At 70.6% G+C, this 16,447-nt stretch carries 17 protein-coding genes; 6 read left to right on the forward strand and 11 right to left on the reverse strand.

Going from position 1 to position 16,447, the window contains the following annotated elements; genetic code table 11:
• Nucleotides 1-61: 61 nt before the first annotated feature.
• Complete coding sequence (locus tag DEJ19_RS16090) at nt 62-994, reverse strand: DsbA family protein (RefSeq protein WP_111233726.1); 933 nt, start codon at nt 992-994, stop codon at nt 62-64.
• 243 nt (nt 995-1,237) lie between these two features.
• Here DEJ19_RS16090 and DEJ19_RS16095 point away from each other — a divergent pair, with 243 nt between their 5' ends.
• Both DEJ19_RS16095 and DEJ19_RS16100 read left to right on the forward strand, forming a co-directional pair.
• Nucleotides 1,238-2,338, forward strand: coding sequence for an ABC transporter ATP-binding protein (locus DEJ19_RS16095; protein ID WP_071244017.1), 1,101 nt, complete (start codon nt 1,238-1,240; stop codon nt 2,336-2,338).
• Nucleotides 2,339-2,422: 84 nt separating this feature from the next.
• On the forward strand, nt 2,423-3,730 hold the full coding sequence (locus DEJ19_RS16100; RefSeq protein ID WP_111089146.1) for a DUF4032 domain-containing protein: 1,308 nt from the start codon (nt 2,423-2,425) through the stop codon (nt 3,728-3,730).
• A 285-nt stretch (nt 3,731-4,015) separates the two neighbouring features.
• On the opposite strand, the gene rlmB is transcribed toward DEJ19_RS16100, so the two are convergent.
• From rlmB to DEJ19_RS16120, 4 genes are all read right to left on the reverse strand, one after another.
• The gene (rlmB, locus tag DEJ19_RS16105; protein ID WP_027466607.1) at nt 4,016-5,026 is read right to left on the reverse strand and encodes a 23S rRNA (guanosine(2251)-2'-O)-methyltransferase RlmB; all 1,011 of its coding nucleotides are present in this window, start codon (nt 5,024-5,026) and stop codon (nt 4,016-4,018) included.
• Nucleotides 5,027-5,054: 28 nt separating this feature from the next.
• A complete protein-coding gene (gene cysS, locus DEJ19_RS16110) occupies nt 5,055-6,464 on the reverse strand; it encodes a cysteine--tRNA ligase (RefSeq protein ID WP_111233725.1) in 1,410 nt (469 codons plus the stop codon).
• A 32-nt stretch (nt 6,465-6,496) separates the two neighbouring features.
• Nucleotides 6,497-7,711, reverse strand: a complete 1,215-nt coding sequence (ispD, locus tag DEJ19_RS16115) for a 2-C-methyl-D-erythritol 4-phosphate cytidylyltransferase (protein ID WP_111233724.1) — start codon at nt 7,709-7,711, stop codon at nt 6,497-6,499.
• Between the two features lie 61 nt (nt 7,712-7,772).
• Nucleotides 7,773-8,255, reverse strand: coding sequence for a CarD family transcriptional regulator (locus DEJ19_RS16120; RefSeq protein WP_017888066.1), 483 nt, complete (start codon nt 8,253-8,255; stop codon nt 7,773-7,775).
• Nucleotides 8,256-8,396: 141 nt separating this feature from the next.
• On the opposite strand from DEJ19_RS16120, the gene DEJ19_RS16125 reads away from it, so the two are divergent.
• Complete coding sequence (locus DEJ19_RS16125) at nt 8,397-9,053, forward strand: hypothetical protein (protein ID WP_128780543.1); 657 nt, start codon at nt 8,397-8,399, stop codon at nt 9,051-9,053.
• 96 nt (nt 9,054-9,149) lie between these two features.
• Here DEJ19_RS16125 and DEJ19_RS16130 read toward each other — a convergent pair whose 3' ends face one another.
• Both DEJ19_RS16130 and DEJ19_RS16135 read right to left on the reverse strand, forming a co-directional pair.
• Entirely contained in the window at nt 9,150-9,830 is a 681-nt protein-coding gene (locus DEJ19_RS16130; RefSeq protein WP_027466611.1) for a response regulator, read from the reverse strand.
• The gene (locus DEJ19_RS16135; RefSeq protein WP_071404724.1) at nt 9,827-10,993 is read right to left on the reverse strand and encodes a sensor histidine kinase; all 1,167 of its coding nucleotides are present in this window, start codon (nt 10,991-10,993) and stop codon (nt 9,827-9,829) included. The genes DEJ19_RS16130 and DEJ19_RS16135 overlap by 4 nt, the downstream gene beginning before the upstream one ends.
• 146 nt (nt 10,994-11,139) lie before the next feature.
• Between DEJ19_RS16135 and phoU the strand changes: the two genes are divergently transcribed.
• Both phoU and DEJ19_RS16145 read left to right on the forward strand, forming a co-directional pair.
• Nucleotides 11,140-11,808, forward strand: coding sequence for a phosphate signaling complex protein PhoU (gene phoU / locus DEJ19_RS16140; protein ID WP_027466613.1), 669 nt, complete (start codon nt 11,140-11,142; stop codon nt 11,806-11,808).
• Nucleotides 11,809-11,858: 50 nt separating this feature from the next.
• Nucleotides 11,859-12,407 carry a P-loop nucleotide/nucleoside kinase family protein gene (locus DEJ19_RS16145; RefSeq protein WP_035809234.1) on the forward strand — a complete coding sequence of 183 codons (549 nt, stop codon included), beginning with the start codon at nt 11,859-11,861 and terminating at the stop codon, nt 12,405-12,407.
• 183 nt (nt 12,408-12,590) lie between these two features.
• Here DEJ19_RS16145 and DEJ19_RS16150 read toward each other — a convergent pair whose 3' ends face one another.
• Entirely contained in the window at nt 12,591-13,337 is a 747-nt protein-coding gene (locus DEJ19_RS16150; protein ID WP_111233723.1) for a phosphoglyceromutase, read from the reverse strand.
• A 44-nt stretch (nt 13,338-13,381) separates the two neighbouring features.
• Between DEJ19_RS16150 and DEJ19_RS16155 the strand changes: the two genes are divergently transcribed.
• Entirely contained in the window at nt 13,382-14,155 is a 774-nt protein-coding gene (locus DEJ19_RS16155; RefSeq protein ID WP_110863119.1) for a class I SAM-dependent methyltransferase, read from the forward strand.
• 95 nt (nt 14,156-14,250) lie between these two features.
• Here the strand turns inward: DEJ19_RS16155 and ygfZ are convergent, their stop codons facing one another.
• The 3 genes from ygfZ to DEJ19_RS16170 form a co-directional block, all read right to left on the reverse strand.
• Nucleotides 14,251-15,333, reverse strand: a complete 1,083-nt coding sequence (gene ygfZ / locus DEJ19_RS16160; RefSeq protein WP_111233722.1) for a CAF17-like 4Fe-4S cluster assembly/insertion protein YgfZ — start codon at nt 15,331-15,333, stop codon at nt 14,251-14,253.
• Nucleotides 15,333-15,935, reverse strand: a complete 603-nt coding sequence (locus DEJ19_RS16165; RefSeq protein WP_111233721.1) for a heme-binding beta-barrel domain-containing protein — start codon at nt 15,933-15,935, stop codon at nt 15,333-15,335. Before DEJ19_RS16165 ends, ygfZ begins: the two co-directional genes overlap by 1 nt.
• A gap of 136 nt (nt 15,936-16,071) precedes the next feature.
• Complete coding sequence (locus tag DEJ19_RS16170; RefSeq protein ID WP_146250692.1) at nt 16,072-16,353, reverse strand: hypothetical protein; 282 nt, start codon at nt 16,351-16,353, stop codon at nt 16,072-16,074.
• Nucleotides 16,354-16,447 lie beyond the last annotated feature (94 nt).

Consider the following 16,447-nt stretch of genomic DNA (forward strand, 5'->3'; position numbering starts at 1 on the left):
CCGGTGCCAGCTGGCACCGGGCCTCCCGTCCGTGGGCAGCGCGTCAGCGCTCGTCCGAACGTCAGCGCTTGGTCGGCGTGGGCGACGGGGTCGCGCTCGGCGTGGGCGTCGGGGTGGCGTCGGTCGCCCCGGCGGCCGTCACCACGAAGGTGCGGAAGTCGTCGTTCGTGACCGGGGAGGTCAGCTCGTAGCGCTGCCCGTTCACGAGCACGAGCGGGGTGCCGGGGAACTCCTTGAGCGTCGACCCGGGGATCGTGCCCCCGGACACCGCCGTCGTCTGCTCGTCCACCCACTTGGCGTAGTCCTGGTCGGCGATGCAGCTCCGGACGGCGCTGCGTTCCTGCAGCCCCTGCACGCCCGTGACGACGTCGGTGAGCTCGGCGTCCGTCAGGCCCGCGGTGCCCTCGTCCGGCTGCTTCGCGAAGAGCGCCTGGTTCACCGCGTAGAACTGGTTCGGGGAGTGCTCGGCGACGCAGGCAGCGGCGTTCGCGGCGCGGAGGGAGTACTTCGTGCCCTGCGAGCGGTTCGACAGGATCGCGACGGGGTGGATGTCGACCGTGGCCGCACCGGAGTCGACGAGGTCCTTGATGTAGTCGCCGTTCGCCTGCTCGAACTGGCCGCAGCCCGGGCAGAGGTAGTCGACGTACAGGGTGATCCGGACGGTACCGGCGCCGTCGGTCGCGGCACTGCTCGGCGACGCGGAGGCCGATCCGGACGCGGACGCCGCGACGGGCTTCAGGCCCTGCCCGATGGTGATCCCGCCCTGCGACATGGTCGACGGGCCGGGGCCGGCAGGCTTCACGGAGTCGACCAGCACGAGCGTGACGATCGTCGCAGCGGCGAGGAGCACGACCCCGAGCCCGATCTGCAGGCCGAGCCGGACACCACGCTGGCGTCGCTTCTGCTGGGTCCGGGCACGCTGGGCTCGCTGGCGGGCGGCTTCACGGCGCTCGTTCCGCGCGGCGCGGGCGGCACCCTCGGGGCGGTTGTTCATCGGTGCGTCGTCCTCCTGATCGGTGTCCGCTCGGCGTTCCCCTGCTCGGCGGACGGACCCGGCGATTGTAGTGGGGCGCTCTGGGAAGCCGCCGACCAAGGGGGAAAACACTGGCGCACCCGGGTGAACTCGTGTTGTATGAACCTCGACAGTCGACGGCGACTGTCCGGGGCCCGTACGGGCACACCGCTTCACTCGGATCGTCCGGCACGTACCTGCCGGTGAAGGAAGGACCGAACGCTCATGGCGTCCGTCACCTATGACAAGGCAACCCGTCTCTACCCCGGAGGCAACCGTCCCGCGGTCGACTCCCTCGACCTGGACGTCGCCGACGGCGAGTTCCTCGTCCTCGTCGGCCCCTCGGGCTGCGGCAAGTCCACCTCGCTCCGCATGCTGGCCGGCCTCGAAGAGGTCAACTCCGGTCAGATCCGCATCGGCGACCGCGACGTCACGGACGTCCCGCCGAAGGACCGCGACATCGCGATGGTGTTCCAGAACTACGCGCTGTACCCGCACATGACCGTCGCCGAGAACATGGGCTTCGCGCTCAAGATCGCCGGTGTCGGCAAGGAAGAGCGCGCCACCCGCGTGCAGGAAGCCGCCAAGCTCCTCGACCTCGAGGACTACCTCGGCCGCAAGCCGAAGGCGCTCTCCGGCGGTCAGCGTCAGCGCGTCGCGATGGGCCGTGCGATCGTCCGTCAGCCGCAGGTGTTCCTCATGGACGAGCCGCTGTCGAACCTCGACGCCAAGCTGCGCGTCCAGACCCGCACGCAGATCGCGTCGCTGCAGCGTCGTCTCGGCGTCACCACGGTCTACGTCACGCACGACCAGACCGAGGCCCTCACCATGGGTGACCGCATCGCGGTGCTCAAGGACGGCATCCTGCAGCAGGTCGGCACCCCGCGCGACCTGTACGAGAAGCCGAACAACGTGTTCGTCGCCGGCTTCATCGGTTCGCCGGCCATGAACCTGCTGCCCGCCGACGTCATCGAGGGCGGTATCAAGTTCGGCACGCTCAACCACGCGATCGACCGCGACACCCTGTCGAACGCCCGTGCCGCACAGATCACGGTCGGCATCCGCCCCGAGGACGTCATCGTGTCGCAGTCCGGCGAGGGCCTGCCCGTCACGGTCGACGTCGTCGAGGAGCTCGGCGCCGACGGTTACCTCTACGGTCACGCGGACGTGAACGGCCAGCGCGCCGACATCGTCGCCCGTGTCGACGGTCGTGCGCACCCGTCGATCGGTGACACGATCGTCATCACGCCGAAGCAGGGCCACGTCCACGCCTTCGACACCGAGTCGGGCGACCGCCTCGACGACAAGGCCGTCGTCAGCGCGTAACCAGCGCACTCCCCCGAGAGCCCGCGCCCGCCTCACAAGGGCGGACGCGGGCTCTCGGCTGTCCCCGACACCAGAGGAACCACCGTGCCCGACTCGATGTCCATCACTGCCGCCACCGTCGACCCCGGCCTGCTCGACCTGCCGTGGGACCTGCCGCTCGCCGACTGGCCCGACGACACGATCGTCGCGCTGCCGAAGGGCATCTCGCGGCACCTCGTGCGGTTCGTGCACCTGAGCGGGTACGTCGCCGCGGTGAAGGAGACCGGCGAAGAGGTCGCCCGGTCCGAGTACGAGATGCTCCGGACCCTGCAGCGCATGGACGTGCCGTGCGTGGACCCGGTCGCGGTCATCACGAACCGCGTCGACGCCGACGGTGAACCACTGCACCCCGTGCTCGTGACCCGCCACCTGCGGTTCTCCCTGCCCTACCGCGCGCTCTACTCGCAGACGCTGCGCCCCGAGACCGCCACCCGTCTGGTCGACGCCCTCGCGCTGCTGCTCGTCCGCCTGCACGTCATCGGCTTCTACTGGGGCGACGTGTCCCTGTCGAACACGCTGTTCCGTCGCGACGCCGGCGCCTTCGCCGCGTACCTGGTCGACGCCGAGACCGGCAAGCTCTACCCCGGCGGGCTGTCGAACGGCCAGCGTGAGAACGACCTCGAGGTCGCCCGCGTGAACATCGCCGGCGAGCTGCTCGACCTCGAGGCCGGCGGACGGCTCGACGAGAACGCCGACCCCGTGGACGTGTCGAACCGCATCGTCGCCCAGTACCGGACGCTCTGGACCGAGCTCACCGGCACCGAGCAGTTCGACATCAAGGAACGCTGGCGCATCAACGACCGCGTCGAGCGCCTGAACGAGCTCGGCTTCGACATCGAGGAACTGTCGATCCACACCACCGAGGGTGGCTCGCAGGTCCGGATCCAGCCGAAGGTCGTCGACGCCGGGCACCACCAGCGGCGACTGCTGCGGCTCACCGGGCTCGACGCCGGCGAGAACCAGGCCCGGCGCCTGCTCAACGACCTCGACTCGTACCGCGCCCGCAACGGCCGTGACGAACTCGACGAGGAGATGGTGGCGCACGAGTGGGTCTCACGGGTCTTCGAGCCCGTCGTCCGCTCGATCCCCCGTGACCTGCGCGGCCGCCTCGAACCCGCCGAGGTGTTCCACGAGCTGCTCGAGCACCGCTGGTTCATGTCCCAGCAAGAGGAGCGTTCCGTCTCCCTGCCCGAAGCCACGACCGCCTACATCAACGACGTGCTCCGACACCGTCGCGACGAGCGCCTGCTCATCAACCCGCCGACCTCGTCGATCACCGTGCCGATCCCGGTGCTGGACGACGACGACGCCGACGAGTCCGACGACGTCGACGACTGGCGCGCCACGGTCTGAAGCGGTCCCCGCTCGGTCACGACACCCCGCCGGGTGGGCGCCGAACGGTCGTAGACCGTCGTCTGCGGCGTCGCGCAGCGACGACTCGTGACCACACGGCGGGCACCAGCCGACGTGTCCTGACCGTTCGGGGGTCGGCAACGCGACCGCCTGGAGGCCCGGCGCGGGTCCCGGAGACCGGCGCCGGGCCTCCAGGCCGTTACACCCAGCCCGGCCAGCACCGTGAGCAGGAATGGTCGCCTCCCGCTCGGGGAGGCGACCATTCCTGCTCACGAAGTGCTGGGGCTACGCGGTGCGACGGCGCCGCGCGACCTCCCACAGGGTGACGCTCGCGGCGATGCCGGCGTTCAGGGACTCGGTGGCGCTCGAGATCGGGATCGACACGATGGCGTCGCAGGTCTCGGTGACCAGGCGCGACAGGCCCTTGCCCTCGGAACCGACGACGATCACGATCGGGCGGTCCGCGAGCTCGAGGCCGTCGAGCTCCACGTCACCGTCGCCGTCCAGGCCGAGGACGAACAGGCCCATCGACTTGAGCGACTTCAGGGTCTGCGTGAGGTTCGGGGCCATCGCGACGGGGGTGCGTGCCGCGGCACCGGCCGAGGTCTTCCACGCCGACGCCGTCACGCCGACCGAACGACGCTGCGGCACGATGACACCGTGTCCGCCGAACGCCGCGGTCGAGCGGATGATCGCGCCGAGGTTGCGGGGGTCCGTGATGCCGTCGAGTGCGACGAGCAGCGGGACCTGGTCACGCGAGAACGCCTGCTCGACGATGTCCTCGGACACGGCGTACTGGTACGCCGGCACCTTGAGGGCGACGCCCTGGTGCACGCTGTCGTGTCCGGTGATGCGGTCGAGCTCGGGACGCATGAGCTCGATGATCGGCACACCGCGGTGGTTGGCGAGCGCGAGGATCTCCTTCACGCGGTCGTCGACCTCGATGCGCGACGCGATGTAGAGCGTCGATGACGGGGTCTTCGTGCGCAGGGCCTCGAGCACGGAGTTGCGCCCGGTCACCAGCTCGGAGTCGTCGGTCTTGCGTGCCGGCGGACGGCCCGTGCGACCCTGCGGGGTGCTCGAGGAACCGTGCCGACCCTTGGCCGCCTCGAAGCGGTCCTTCGCGGCCTTGCGCTTGCCGGCCGGGTGGTACGGGCGGTCCTCGGCCTTCGGGGTCGGCTTGCGACCCTCGAGCGCCTGGGCGCCCTGTCCGCCGGAACCGACCTGCTTGTTGCCCTTGCGACCGGTGCGGACGGCGCCGGGCCGACCCTTCTTGCTTCCCGAGACGTTCTTCATGCGTAGCTCCTGTTCGGCACTGCCGTGTTCAGGCGATGCTCCAGCGTGTTCCGGACGGCGTGTCCTCGATCGTGATGCCCGCGGCGGCGAGGTCGTCGCGCACGCGGTCGGCCGCGGTGAAGTCCCGTGCTGCCCTGGCGTCCGCGCGCTCCTGCACGAGGCGTTCGACGAGGGCGGCGAGCGGGCCTGCCGAGGTGTCGTGGCCGCCGCCCGACCAGTGGGCGGCTCGCGGGTCGATGCCGAGCACCTCCACCATCGCAGCCACCTGATGGTACGCGGTCCCGAGCGTTTCCGCATCGTCGGCGTCCAGGGCGGCGTTGCCGGTGCGCACGGTCTCGTGCAGCACGGCCAGGGCCTGGGGCACGGAGAGGTCGTCGTCCATGGCCGCGGCGAAGGTCTCGGGCACGGCCGGGGCGTCGGCGAGGTGGACACCCTCGAGCCGGGTCTCGGCGCGCTCGAGGAACCCGGCGATGCGGTCGTACGCAGCCTCGGCCTCGGCAAGGGAGCCCTCGTGGTGATCGATCGACGAGCGGTAGTGGGCGGCACCGAGGAAGTAGCGGACGACGGCGGGACGAGCGGATCCGAGGAAGTCCGCCGCGAAGATCGAGTTGCCGAGCGACTTCGACATCTTCTGGCCCTCGACGGTCACCAGGCCGTTGTGCAGCCAGTACGACGCGAACGGGTCCCCGGCGGCCGTGGACTGCGCCAGCTCGTTCTCGTGGTGCGGGAAGCGCAGGTCGAGCCCGCCGCCGTGGATGTCGAACGCGGGGCCGAGGTACCGGCGCGACATCGCCGAGCACTCGATGTGCCAGCCCGGACGGCCGGCGCCCCACGGGGAGTCCCAGTTGGCCGTCGACGGCTCGCCGGGCTTCGCACCCTTCCAGAGCGCGAAGTCACGGGCGTCGCGCTTGCCACGCGGGTCGGCGTCGGCGGCCTCGACCATGTCCTCGCGCCGCTGCCGGGTGAGCACCCCGTAGTCGGCCCAGCTGCCGGTGTCGAAGTAGACGTCACCCGAGCCGTCGTCGGCGGCGTAGGCGTGCCCGCGGTCGATGAGGCGCTGGATGATCTCGTGCATCTGCGGCACGCTCGCGGTGGCGCGGGGCTCGTACGTCGGGGGCAGGATGCCGAGGGCGTTGTACGCGGCCGTGAACTCGAGCTCGACCCGGTAGGCGCGGGCGAACCACTCCTCGTCCGTGCCTGCAGCCAGGTCGAGGACCTTGTCGTCGATGTCGGTGACGTTCCGCACCAGGGTCACCCGGTACCCACGGTGGGTGAGCCACCGACGCCAGATGTCGTAGACGAGCGCGGACCGCAGGTGCCCGATGTGCGGCGACGACTGCACCGTCGGACCACAGACGTAGACGCTCACGTGTCCGTCGACCAGGGGCACGAGGTCGACGACGGCTGCGGCGCGGGAGTCGTAGAGGCGAACGGTCACGCCTCAACCCTAATCGGCGCGGCGCCGCGGTTTCAGGAGGGACGCACGAGTGCCGTGGCGATCGCCGCGAGCCCCTCGCCACGGCCGGTGAACCCGAGCCCGTCGGTCGTCGTGCCGGACACGGCGACGGGAGCACCGACGACCGCGGACAGGGCGTCCTGCATCTCGTCGCGACGACGACCGATGCGCGGCCGGTTGCCGATGACCTGCACGGTGACGGACACCGGCACGAGCCCGGCGTCGGCGAGCAACGCGACCGCGCCGCGCACGAACACGTCGCCCGTGGCGCCGGCGTACTGCGGGTCAGCGGTGCCGAAGCGTCCGCCGATGTCGCCGAGGCCCCCGGCGGAGAGCAGGGCGTCGCACACCGCGTGCGCCACCGCGTCACCGTCGCTGTGCCCGGAGAGGCCGGGTTCGCCGGGGAAGTCGAGCAGCCCGACGCGGCAGGGCGAGGCGTCGTCGAAGGCGTGCACGTCGACCCCGAGCCCGAGTCGGACCGCGACGGCGTCCGCCTGGCTGGCACCCGCCGCACCAGCACCGGCACCAGCACCAGCACCAGCTTCGGACCGCGCCCGCACGATCGACTCGGCCCGGCCGAGGTCCCACGGCGTCGTGATCTTGAAGGCATCGGCGTCACCCGGCACGAACCGCACGGTGCCCCCGACGGCCTGGAACACCCCGGCGTCGTCCGTCTCGGACTGCGACGACACCGCGTAGGCCTGCCGCAGTGCCGCGAGCGGGAAGCCCTGCGGCGTCTGCACCCCGACGAGCGCCGCACGGTCGACGGTCTCGACGACGACGTCGCCGTCGACCCGCTTGACCGTGTCCGTGACGGGGAGCGCCGGCACGACGCCCGCACCGTCACCGGCGGCGACGGCGTCGAACACCCGCGAGAACTGTGCCGCGGGCGTGAGGCACCGCGCCGCGTCGTGCACGAGCACCGTGGTGACGGAGTCCGGCAGGACGGCCAGGCCGGCCTCGACCGAACCGTGGCGATCCGTGCCTCCGGCGACGACGGCCGTGTACGCGACCGCAGCACCCGCGACCGAACCGACCACCTGCCGGCACTCGTCCAGGTGCGACGCGGGTGCGACCACGACGACGAGCGTCGGTGACGGCAGCGCGAACAGGGGTTCGAGCGCCCGCGCGAGCATCAGCGCACCGGCCACGGGCACGAACGCCTTCGCGGTCCCGATGCCGAGCCGGGTGCCGGAGCCGGCCGCAACGACGACGACCGCCCGGTCCACCCCTTCGGGGAACCGTGCGGTCGTCGTTCGTGCTGTCGTGTTCAGTGCGCTGTCGTCAGGCTCAGGACGCCAGGACCTCGTCGAGGACGGTCGATGCCTTGTCCTCGTCGGTCTTCTCGGCCAGCGCGAGTTCGGAGATGAGGATCTGCCGGGCCTTGGCCAGCATCCGCTTCTCACCCGCGGAGAGCCCGCGGTCCTGATCGCGCCGCCAGAGGTCGCGGACGACCTCGGACACCTTGATGACGTCACCGGAAGCGAGCTTCTCGAGGTTCGCCTTGTAGCGGCGTGACCAGTTGGTGGGCTCTTCCGTGAACGGCGCCCGGAGGACCTCGAACACCTTGTCGAGTCCTTCCTTGCCGATCACGTCGCGGACGCCGACCAGGTCGACGTTGTCCGCCGGGACCTCGATCGTCAGGTCACCCTGCGTCACCCGCAGTTTCAGGTAGACCTTTTCCTCGCCCTTGATGACGCGAGTCTTGACTTCAGAGATGGTTGCCGCCCCGTGATGGGGGTAGACGACGGTCTCGCCGACCTCGAATTGCATGTATCAGGCTCCGTTCCCAGACATCCAGTTTACCACAAGGGCCGTTCCGGTAAGGGGACCCTCAACGCTCACCCCTCCCGGTGATCGCTAGGATGGGCGCGGGGACCGCCCGGTCTCCATCGTGACTTACGGAGGAATCTCTTGCGACCTCGGGTACTCGTGTCCGTCGCCGTTGCGGCAACCATCGCGCTCGGCGCCACCGGGTGCGAGTTCATGTCGCCGGCCCACACCGTCGACATCAAGCAGATCACCGACGGCGTGGACGTCTCGACCGGCAAGGTCGACGTGCGGAACGCCCTCCTGATCTCGGACGACGGTGAGAGCGCCCGCTTCATCGGCACGCTGGTGAACAACGACGACCAGGACGACTACACCGTCTCGATCGAGATCGGCGGCGACACCCAGACCGTCGACGTGCCGGCCAACACCCACGTCGACCTCGCCATGGCCGCGGGTGCGGGCAGCGACGACGAGTCGAGCGTGCAAGAGGGCGACACCACGCAGGGCACCACCGCCGGTGACGCCGAACCGATCGTGTTCGACAACGCGGACGCGAAGCCCGGTTCGCTCGTGAAGGTCTACTTCAGCTACCCGGACGCCGAGGGCACCTCGGCCAACGTGCCGGTGCTGACGAGCTCGCAGGAGGAGTACCAGACCCTCGCGCCGAGCCCGACCCCGACGCCCACCTCGACGTCCCCGTCCGAGAGCGGCGCACAGTCGACCGGCGAGGCCGTGCCCGGCACGCAGCCGACCGACTCGCAGACGGATTCGTCCGAGGGCGACAACGGCACCAACTGACGCCGACGAGCGCTGCTGACACCGCGCCCGAGCCGTTCGCACAGGAGGCCCGGTGCGAGTCCCAGGGACTCGCACCGGGCCTCCTGTCCGTCCGTCTCAGGCCTCGATGCGGTACCCGAGACCGCGGACCGTCACCAGGATCTCGGGGGTCGACGGGACCCGCTCGATCTTCGAGCGGATGCGCTTGATGTGCACGTCGAGGGTCTTGGTGTCACCGAAGTAGTCGGAACCCCACACCCGGTCGATGAGCTGCCCGCGGGTCAGCACACGGCCGGCGTTCCGGAGCAGCAGCTCGAGGAGCTCGAACTCCTTGAGCGGCATGGGGGTCTCGGACCCGTCGACCGACACCGTGTGCCGCTCGACGTCCATCCGGATGCCGCCGACCTGCAGGATGCCGCTGTCCGCCGGGTCGTCCTCGGTGCGGCGACGGAGCACGGCTCGGATCCGGGCCAGGAGCTCCCGGGTCGAGTACGGCTTCGTCACGTAGTCGTCGGCGCCGAGCTCGAGCCCGACGACGATGTCCACCTCCGAGTCCTTCGCGGTCAGCATGATGATCGGTGCGTTCGACCGGGTCCGGATCTGCCGGCACACCTCGGTGCCGCTCAGGCCCGGCAGCATGAGGTCGAGGAGCACCAGGTCGGGGTTCTCCGCGTCGAACTTCGACAGCGCGGTCACGCCGTCGGCAGCGACGGAGGTCTCGTACCCCTCACGCTGCAGCAGGAACTCCAGGGGCTCGCTCAGGGCCGGCTCGTCGTCGACGATGAGGATCTTGGTCACGATGGCTGCTCTTCCAGTTGCTCTTCGAGTGCTGTGGTCAGTTCGGGATCTGCCTCGGGCAGACGGATGGTGAAGGTCGAGCCCTTGCCGGGCTGCGACCAGACGCGCACGTCACCACCGTGGTTGCTGACGACGTGCTTGACGATCGCGAGCCCGAGGCCGGTGCCCCCGGTGGCGCGCGACCGTGCGGGATCGACACGGTAGAACCGTTCGAAGACGCGGTCGAGGTCGGCCTCGGGGATGCCGACGCCCTGGTCGGTGATGGCGATCTCGACGAAGCCCTTCGACGACCGGACGCCCACGCCCACGCGGGTGTTGTCCGGCGAGTACTTCACCGCGTTGGCGATGAGGTTCGACACCGCGACCTGCAGCAGCCCCCGGTCGCCCATCACCCGCAGCTTCGACTTCTTGGCGCGGATGATCTCGATCGAGCGGGCGCGGGCGACGACCTCGTTCGCGTCGATCGCGGCCTGCACGATCTTGTCGATGCCGGTCTCCTCGCTGTTCTCGAGCGCGTCGACGGACTGCAGCCGGGACAGCTCGATGATGTCCTTCGTCAGCGCTCCGAGCCGCTCGGACTCGGTGATGAGCTGCGCGGCGAACTTCTTCACGTGCACGGGGTCGTCGGCGGCGAGGACGAGGGTCTCGGACAGCAGGCCGATGGCGCCGATCGGCGTCTTCAGCTCGTGCGAGATGTTGGCGACGAAGTCGCGGCGGACCTCGTCGATGCGCCGGCTCTCGGTCAGGTCGTCCGCCGTGAGCAGGACGTACCGGTTGCCGAGCTGGGCGGCACGGAAGCTGAGGTAGCCGATGAGCTCCCCGTGGCGACCACGCGGCAGCTCGAGGTCCTCCGACCCCATCTCCCCGCTCTTGCGCACCCGGTCGATGAGCTCGAGCAGTTCGTGGTGCACCAGGCGTCGGCGCACGACGAGCCCCGCCGTGAGGGCCTGGGGGGATGCCGCGACGACGGTGTTCGACGGGTCGATGACGACCGCCGGGTTGTGCATCGTCGCGATGACCGCTGCGACGCCGTCCGGCAGGGTCCGCTCCGCCACGTCGGCAGCACGTGCCGTCCGCTCGGCGGTGATGATCAGCACCACGACGCCCGCGCCGAAGACCCCGCCGAGGAGCATCGACAGTGGCACGAGCCACGCGTTGTCCATGCCGCCAGTGTAGGGATGGTCATGCGGGGTTCCGGTACCGTTCACCGTCTGCGGAAGGCCAGAACGCGAAGCGTTCAGCCCCGCGTCACCGTTCGTTCACCTGGGCTGACGACACTCGTCCGGTACGCAGAGAGAGGTACTCCCCCATGCGCGAAGTCTTCCAGCAGGAACTCCAGGACGTCCAGGAGCGACTGACCGAGATCGCCGGGCTCGTCGAGTCCGCCATCACCCGAGCCACGCAGGCCTTCAGCGACTCCGACGTCGCCCTCGCCGAAGAGGTGATCGCCGACGACGAGAAGATCGACCTCGCCGCGAACAGCCTCGACGAGATCGCGATCGACATCCTCGCCCGCCAGGCCCCGGTCGCCCGCGACCTGCGCGTCGTCGTCACCGCCCTGCGCGTCAGCTCCTCGCTCGAGCGCATGGGCGACATGGCCGAGCACATCGCGCAGCTCGCCCGCCAGCGCTTCCCCGAGAAGGTCGTGCCGAAGGGCCTGCGCAGCACGTTCAAGGAGATGGGCCGGCACGACGTCGCGATGGCGCAGAAGCTCACGCGGCTGCTCGCCACGGAGGACATCGCGCTGTCGGCCGAGATCCGCGACGAGGACGACGCCGTCGACGAGCTGCACGCCAGCGTGTTCGACTTCGTGCTCGGCGAGGCCTGGAAGGGCGGGCCGATCGACACCGTCGACGCCACCCTGGCCTCCCGCTACCACGAGCGCTTCGCCGACCACGCGGTCTCGATCGCCAAGAAGGTCGAGTACCTGGCGACCGGCGACTGGACCGGCGCGTCCACCTCGACCGCGGCGGTCTGACCCGACCCGATCGGTCTGACCCGACCCGATCGGTCTGCGAGGATCGTGGCATGGCCCAGGTCGCGATCATCGTCAACGGCATGCCCGGTTCCGGCAAGAGCAGCATCGGCACGGCACTCGCCGAGGTGCTCGGCTGCCCGTTCCTGTCGAAGGACCGCATCAAGGAGCCGCTCGCCGACGTCGTCGGCCCGATGATCGCCTCGCGGCCGCTCGGCGGCATCGCGATGGACACGATGTGGTCCATGGCGCGGGCCGTCGAGAACGGGGTCGTCCTCGACGCCGTCTGGCTGCCGTCCCGTGACCGCGACCTCCTGGAGGCCGGACTCGCGTCCGCCGGGTCCCCTCGCGCCGTCGAGGTGTGGTGCGACACGGACCGCGCCACCGCCGAGCAGCGGCTGCGCGACCGGTACGAACCGGGCACCGTGCCGGTGCGGCACGAGGTGCACGGGGACCTGGCCGACGTGCTGGCCTTCTGGGACGAGCACGGCGACGACGCCCGGCCCGTCGGGCTGCCCGGCGTCCCGGTGATCCGGGTCGACACGACGAAGCCCTACGACGTCGGCGCCCTGGTGCAGGAGATCGCGTCGCACTTCGTCTGACCAGCCACGGCTCGTCGAGCCGACCACGCTGCCGAAGCGACAGGTCGTCGACGGGGCGATCCGTTCCTCCTGGCAGAGCGACAGGAGTCGGCGGAACGTTCGCGACCCACTGTCGCTTTCGCGAAGCCCCGCACACGCACGAACGCCCCGCCCGGATGCCGGACGGGGCGTTCTGCGTGGGTGCTACTTCTTGGCGCCCTGGGCGGCCACGGCGGCGGCGCCGGCTGCGGCGGCCTCGGGGTCCAGGTAGTACGCGGGCTTCGTCGGCGTGAAGTCGTCGTCGAGCTCGTACACCAGCGGGATGCCCGTCGGGATGTTCAGGCCGGCGATGTCGTCGTCCGAGATGCCGTCGAGGTGCTTCACGAGCGCACGCAGCGAGTTGCCGTGGGCCGTGACCAGCACGGTCTTGCCGGCGGCGAGGTCCTTCGTGATGTCGGACTCCCAGTAGGGCAGCAGGCGGTCGATCACGAGCTTGAGCGACTCGGTGCGGGGCAGCTGGTCGCCGAGCTCGGCGTAACGACGGTCACCGAACTGCGACCACTCGGCGTCGTCGGCGATGGGGGGCGGCGGGACGTCGAACGAGCGGCGCCACTCCATGAACTGCTGCTCGCCGTACTCGGCCAGGGTCTGGGCCTTGTCCTTGCCCTGCAGGTCCCCGTAGTGGCGCTCGTTGAGGCGCCAGTCGCGCTTCACCGGCAGCCAGGCCAGGTCGGCCTGCAGCAGCGCGAGGTCCGCCGTCTGGATCGCACGGGTCAGGAGCGAGGTGTACAGGACGTCGGGGACGATGCCGGACTCGGCGATGAGGTCGCCGGCACGCTTCGCCTCCTTCTCGCCCAGCTCGCTGAGCCGGACGTCGACCCAACCGGTGAACAGGTTCTTCTGGTTCCAGTCACTGTTGCCGTGACGGAGCAGGACGAGCGTGGAGGTCATGCCTCCGAGTCTACCGAGCGGTACCGGCCCCGTACCCTTGACGCATGCCCATCGGGAACGTGACGCGCGGGACGACCGGGTACAACCGGCTCCGCCGCGTCGACCGGTGGATCGCGACCCTGCCGGTGCTGCGCCGAACGGACGACCCGCTCGTCGCCGACGTCGGCTACGGGGCATCGCCGACCACCACCCTCGAACTGCGCGACCGGCTGGCGGCCGTCCGACCCGACGTCGAGGTGACCGGCATCGAGATCGAGCCCTCGCGGGTCGCGCTCGCGAACGCAGGCACCCGCGACGGCGTGACGTTCCGCCTGGGTGGCTTCGAGACGCCGACACCCGGGCAGCGCCGGCCCGCCGTCATCCGGGCCTTCAACGTGCTGCGGCAGTACGACGAGTCCGCGGTGGTCGGGTCGTGGCGGATCATGCAGGACCGGCTGCAGCCCGGCGGTGCGCTCGTCGAGGGGACCTGCAACGAAGTCGGTCGGGTCGCATCGTGGGTGACGCTCGACGACGTCGCACCGCAGACGTTCACGGTGTCCCTCCGGCTCGCCGGGCTCGACGTGCCTTCGATCGTCGCCGAGCGGCTGCCGAAGGCGCTGATCCACCGCAACGTGCCCGGCGAACGGGTGCACGCGTTCCTGCGCGACCTCGACCTGTCGTGGGCGGTCGCCGCACCGCTCGGCACGTACGGGCCCCGGCAGCGGTGGATCGCCACCGTGCGCGGGATGCGTGACCGCGGCTGGCCGGTGCTGCACGGGGTGACGCGCTGGCGGCTCGGTGAGCTCAGCGTCCCGTGGTCGGCCGTCGAGCCCGCCTGACGCTGCGACGCAAGACACCGGTGTTCGCGCTCCGAACACCCGCAAACCGCGGTGCGACCGGCGAACACCGGTGTTTTCCGACCGTCAACGGGGAGCTAGGAGCGCTTGACGGCTCCGAGCCGGGGCAGGCGCGGGACGTTCGCCGTCGCACCGGCCTCGGGCGGGACGATGGTCTCCTGCGCCGCGGTCACCACGACGTCGTCGGCCTCGAGCCGCAGGGTCGCGGTGGGGTCGAGCGAGCGCTTCACCACCGCGAGCCCGATCGGACCGAGCTCGTGGTGGATCGCCGAGGCCGAGAGCCGACCGACGGGCTTGTCGTCGAGCAGCACGGGGGTGCCGGGCGCCGGCAGGACGCCGTCGGACCCGTCGAGGTGCAGCAGCACGACCCGACGCGGCGGGTGCCCGAGGTTGTGGACCTTGGCGACGGTCTCCTGCCCGCGGTAGCAGCCCTTCGACAGGTGCACGGCGGAACGCAGCCAGTCGAGCTCGTGCGGGATCGTCCGCTCGTCGACGTCGGACAGGGTCGGGCGCCAGGCGGCGATCCGCAGCGCCTCGTACGCGAGCAGCCCCGCGACGGGCACGTCCGACGCGGCGATCGCGGCCGCGGTGCCGGGGGTGACCACGGCGATGCGGAGGGTCCAGCCGGAGCCGGGGTGGGCCTCCTGGTCGGCGTAGCCCCATCCGCCCGGCGTGACGGCGCCCCATGGGTCGACCCACTCGGCGACGGGCGGTTCCGGCAGTTCGACGGACGCGAACGGGGCGTCCGCCCCGAACCAGCCGAGGGTGACGAAGTCGGCGGAGCGGTCGGCGACCTCGACCCGGAGCATGAAGCGCATCGAGTCGAGCCACCCGGCGAGCGGCGCAGCGTCAGCGCGCTCGGTGAGCAGCCAGACCGTCGCACCGTCGTCGACGACGCGAGCCGCGTGCTCGACGCGTCCGGCCTGGTCGAGGACGAGCGTCTCGGTGCTGACGCCGGTCGGCAACCCGGTGAGCTGCTGCGAGGTGATCGAGTTGAGCCACGACAGGCGGTCCGGCCCGGAGACCGTGACGACGCCCAGACCGAGTTCGACGACGGCGCGACCGCGGGACAGCAGGCGCTGCTCCCCGATCGGGTTGCCGAAGTGCGCGGCGACCGAGTCGGCCGCGACGAAGCCGTCACGCGCGGCGAACACCGACATCAGTCGACCTTCGCGAGCTGCCCCGAGGCGTGCGAGGTGAGTTCGCGACCGAGCGCGGCGATGTCCCACGCCCAGAAGAGCTTGCCCTCGACCAGTCCGTACAGGCGGGTCGCGGCGGAGTAGTCCTTCGCGTTCGGCGAGCGCAGCACGGCGTCGGTCGACAGGTCGATCCGACCCTTCAGCACACGGCCGACGTAGAGCTCGTTGACGCCCGTCGGGTGGATGATCGCGGCCTCGACGTCGAAGCCGTCCGTGGTGTTGCGGAGCGCCTCGACGCTCTCGACCGTGCTGAACGGCGTCGGCCCCTCGCCCAGGAGCATCGCCGGGCCGCGGTCGCCGGGCTCGGTCGGCCGGTCGATCCGCCAGTAGCCCATCTCGGCGGCGAGCGGGGTGTGTTCGTCGTCGAGCAGCCACGTGGTGGACGAGTAGTTCAGGTAGGGCAGGCCGTCGTGACTGAAGCTGACGCGCTGGCCGAACTCGTAGTTCCGGACCTCGTCGTCGTCACCGACCGGGTACTCCACGACGCCGGTGCCCTCCCACACGCCGACCAGCCACGACAGCGGGACCAGTTCGGGGGCGAGGCCCTCGGGCAGCTCGATCAACGCTGGCCCTTGAACAGCTTCACGACGACGACCACCGAGATGAACGCGATCGCGAGCGACGCCAGGCCGAGGAGGCCGACGTAGAAGAGCTCGAGCGCAAGCAGCGAATCCATGCTCGGAGTCTACGCGGCTCGGCTCAACGCGTCAGGAGCACCACCGCGGTGACGAGGACCACGACGAACGCCCCGGACGACGCGATGCTGATCCGTTCGACCAGACCGTCCTTCGTGGCGGTGATGAGCTGCAGCACGAAGCTGACCATCACGCAGGCGACGAAGACGAGCAGCAGCCAGGCGAAGGCGTCACGCTCGGCCACGGTCAGCACGAGCACGGCCCCGACGACCGCCAGCACCCAGACCGGCAGGACGGACGTCAGCCGAAGGCGACGCTGGTCGGTGGGGTGCACGGGCTCGGTCACGCGCTCCATCATGTCAGGGACGTGCGGAACGCACGCACCGTGCGGTGCGGTGCTCGCGCCGAGCGGTGCGCTGCTCGCGCCATGCGGTGCGGGA

The sequence above is a fragment of the Curtobacterium sp. MCSS17_016 genome (genome assembly GCF_003234255.2).
In the GTDB taxonomy this organism is placed as follows: domain Bacteria; phylum Actinomycetota; class Actinomycetes; order Actinomycetales; family Microbacteriaceae; genus Curtobacterium; species Curtobacterium flaccumfaciens.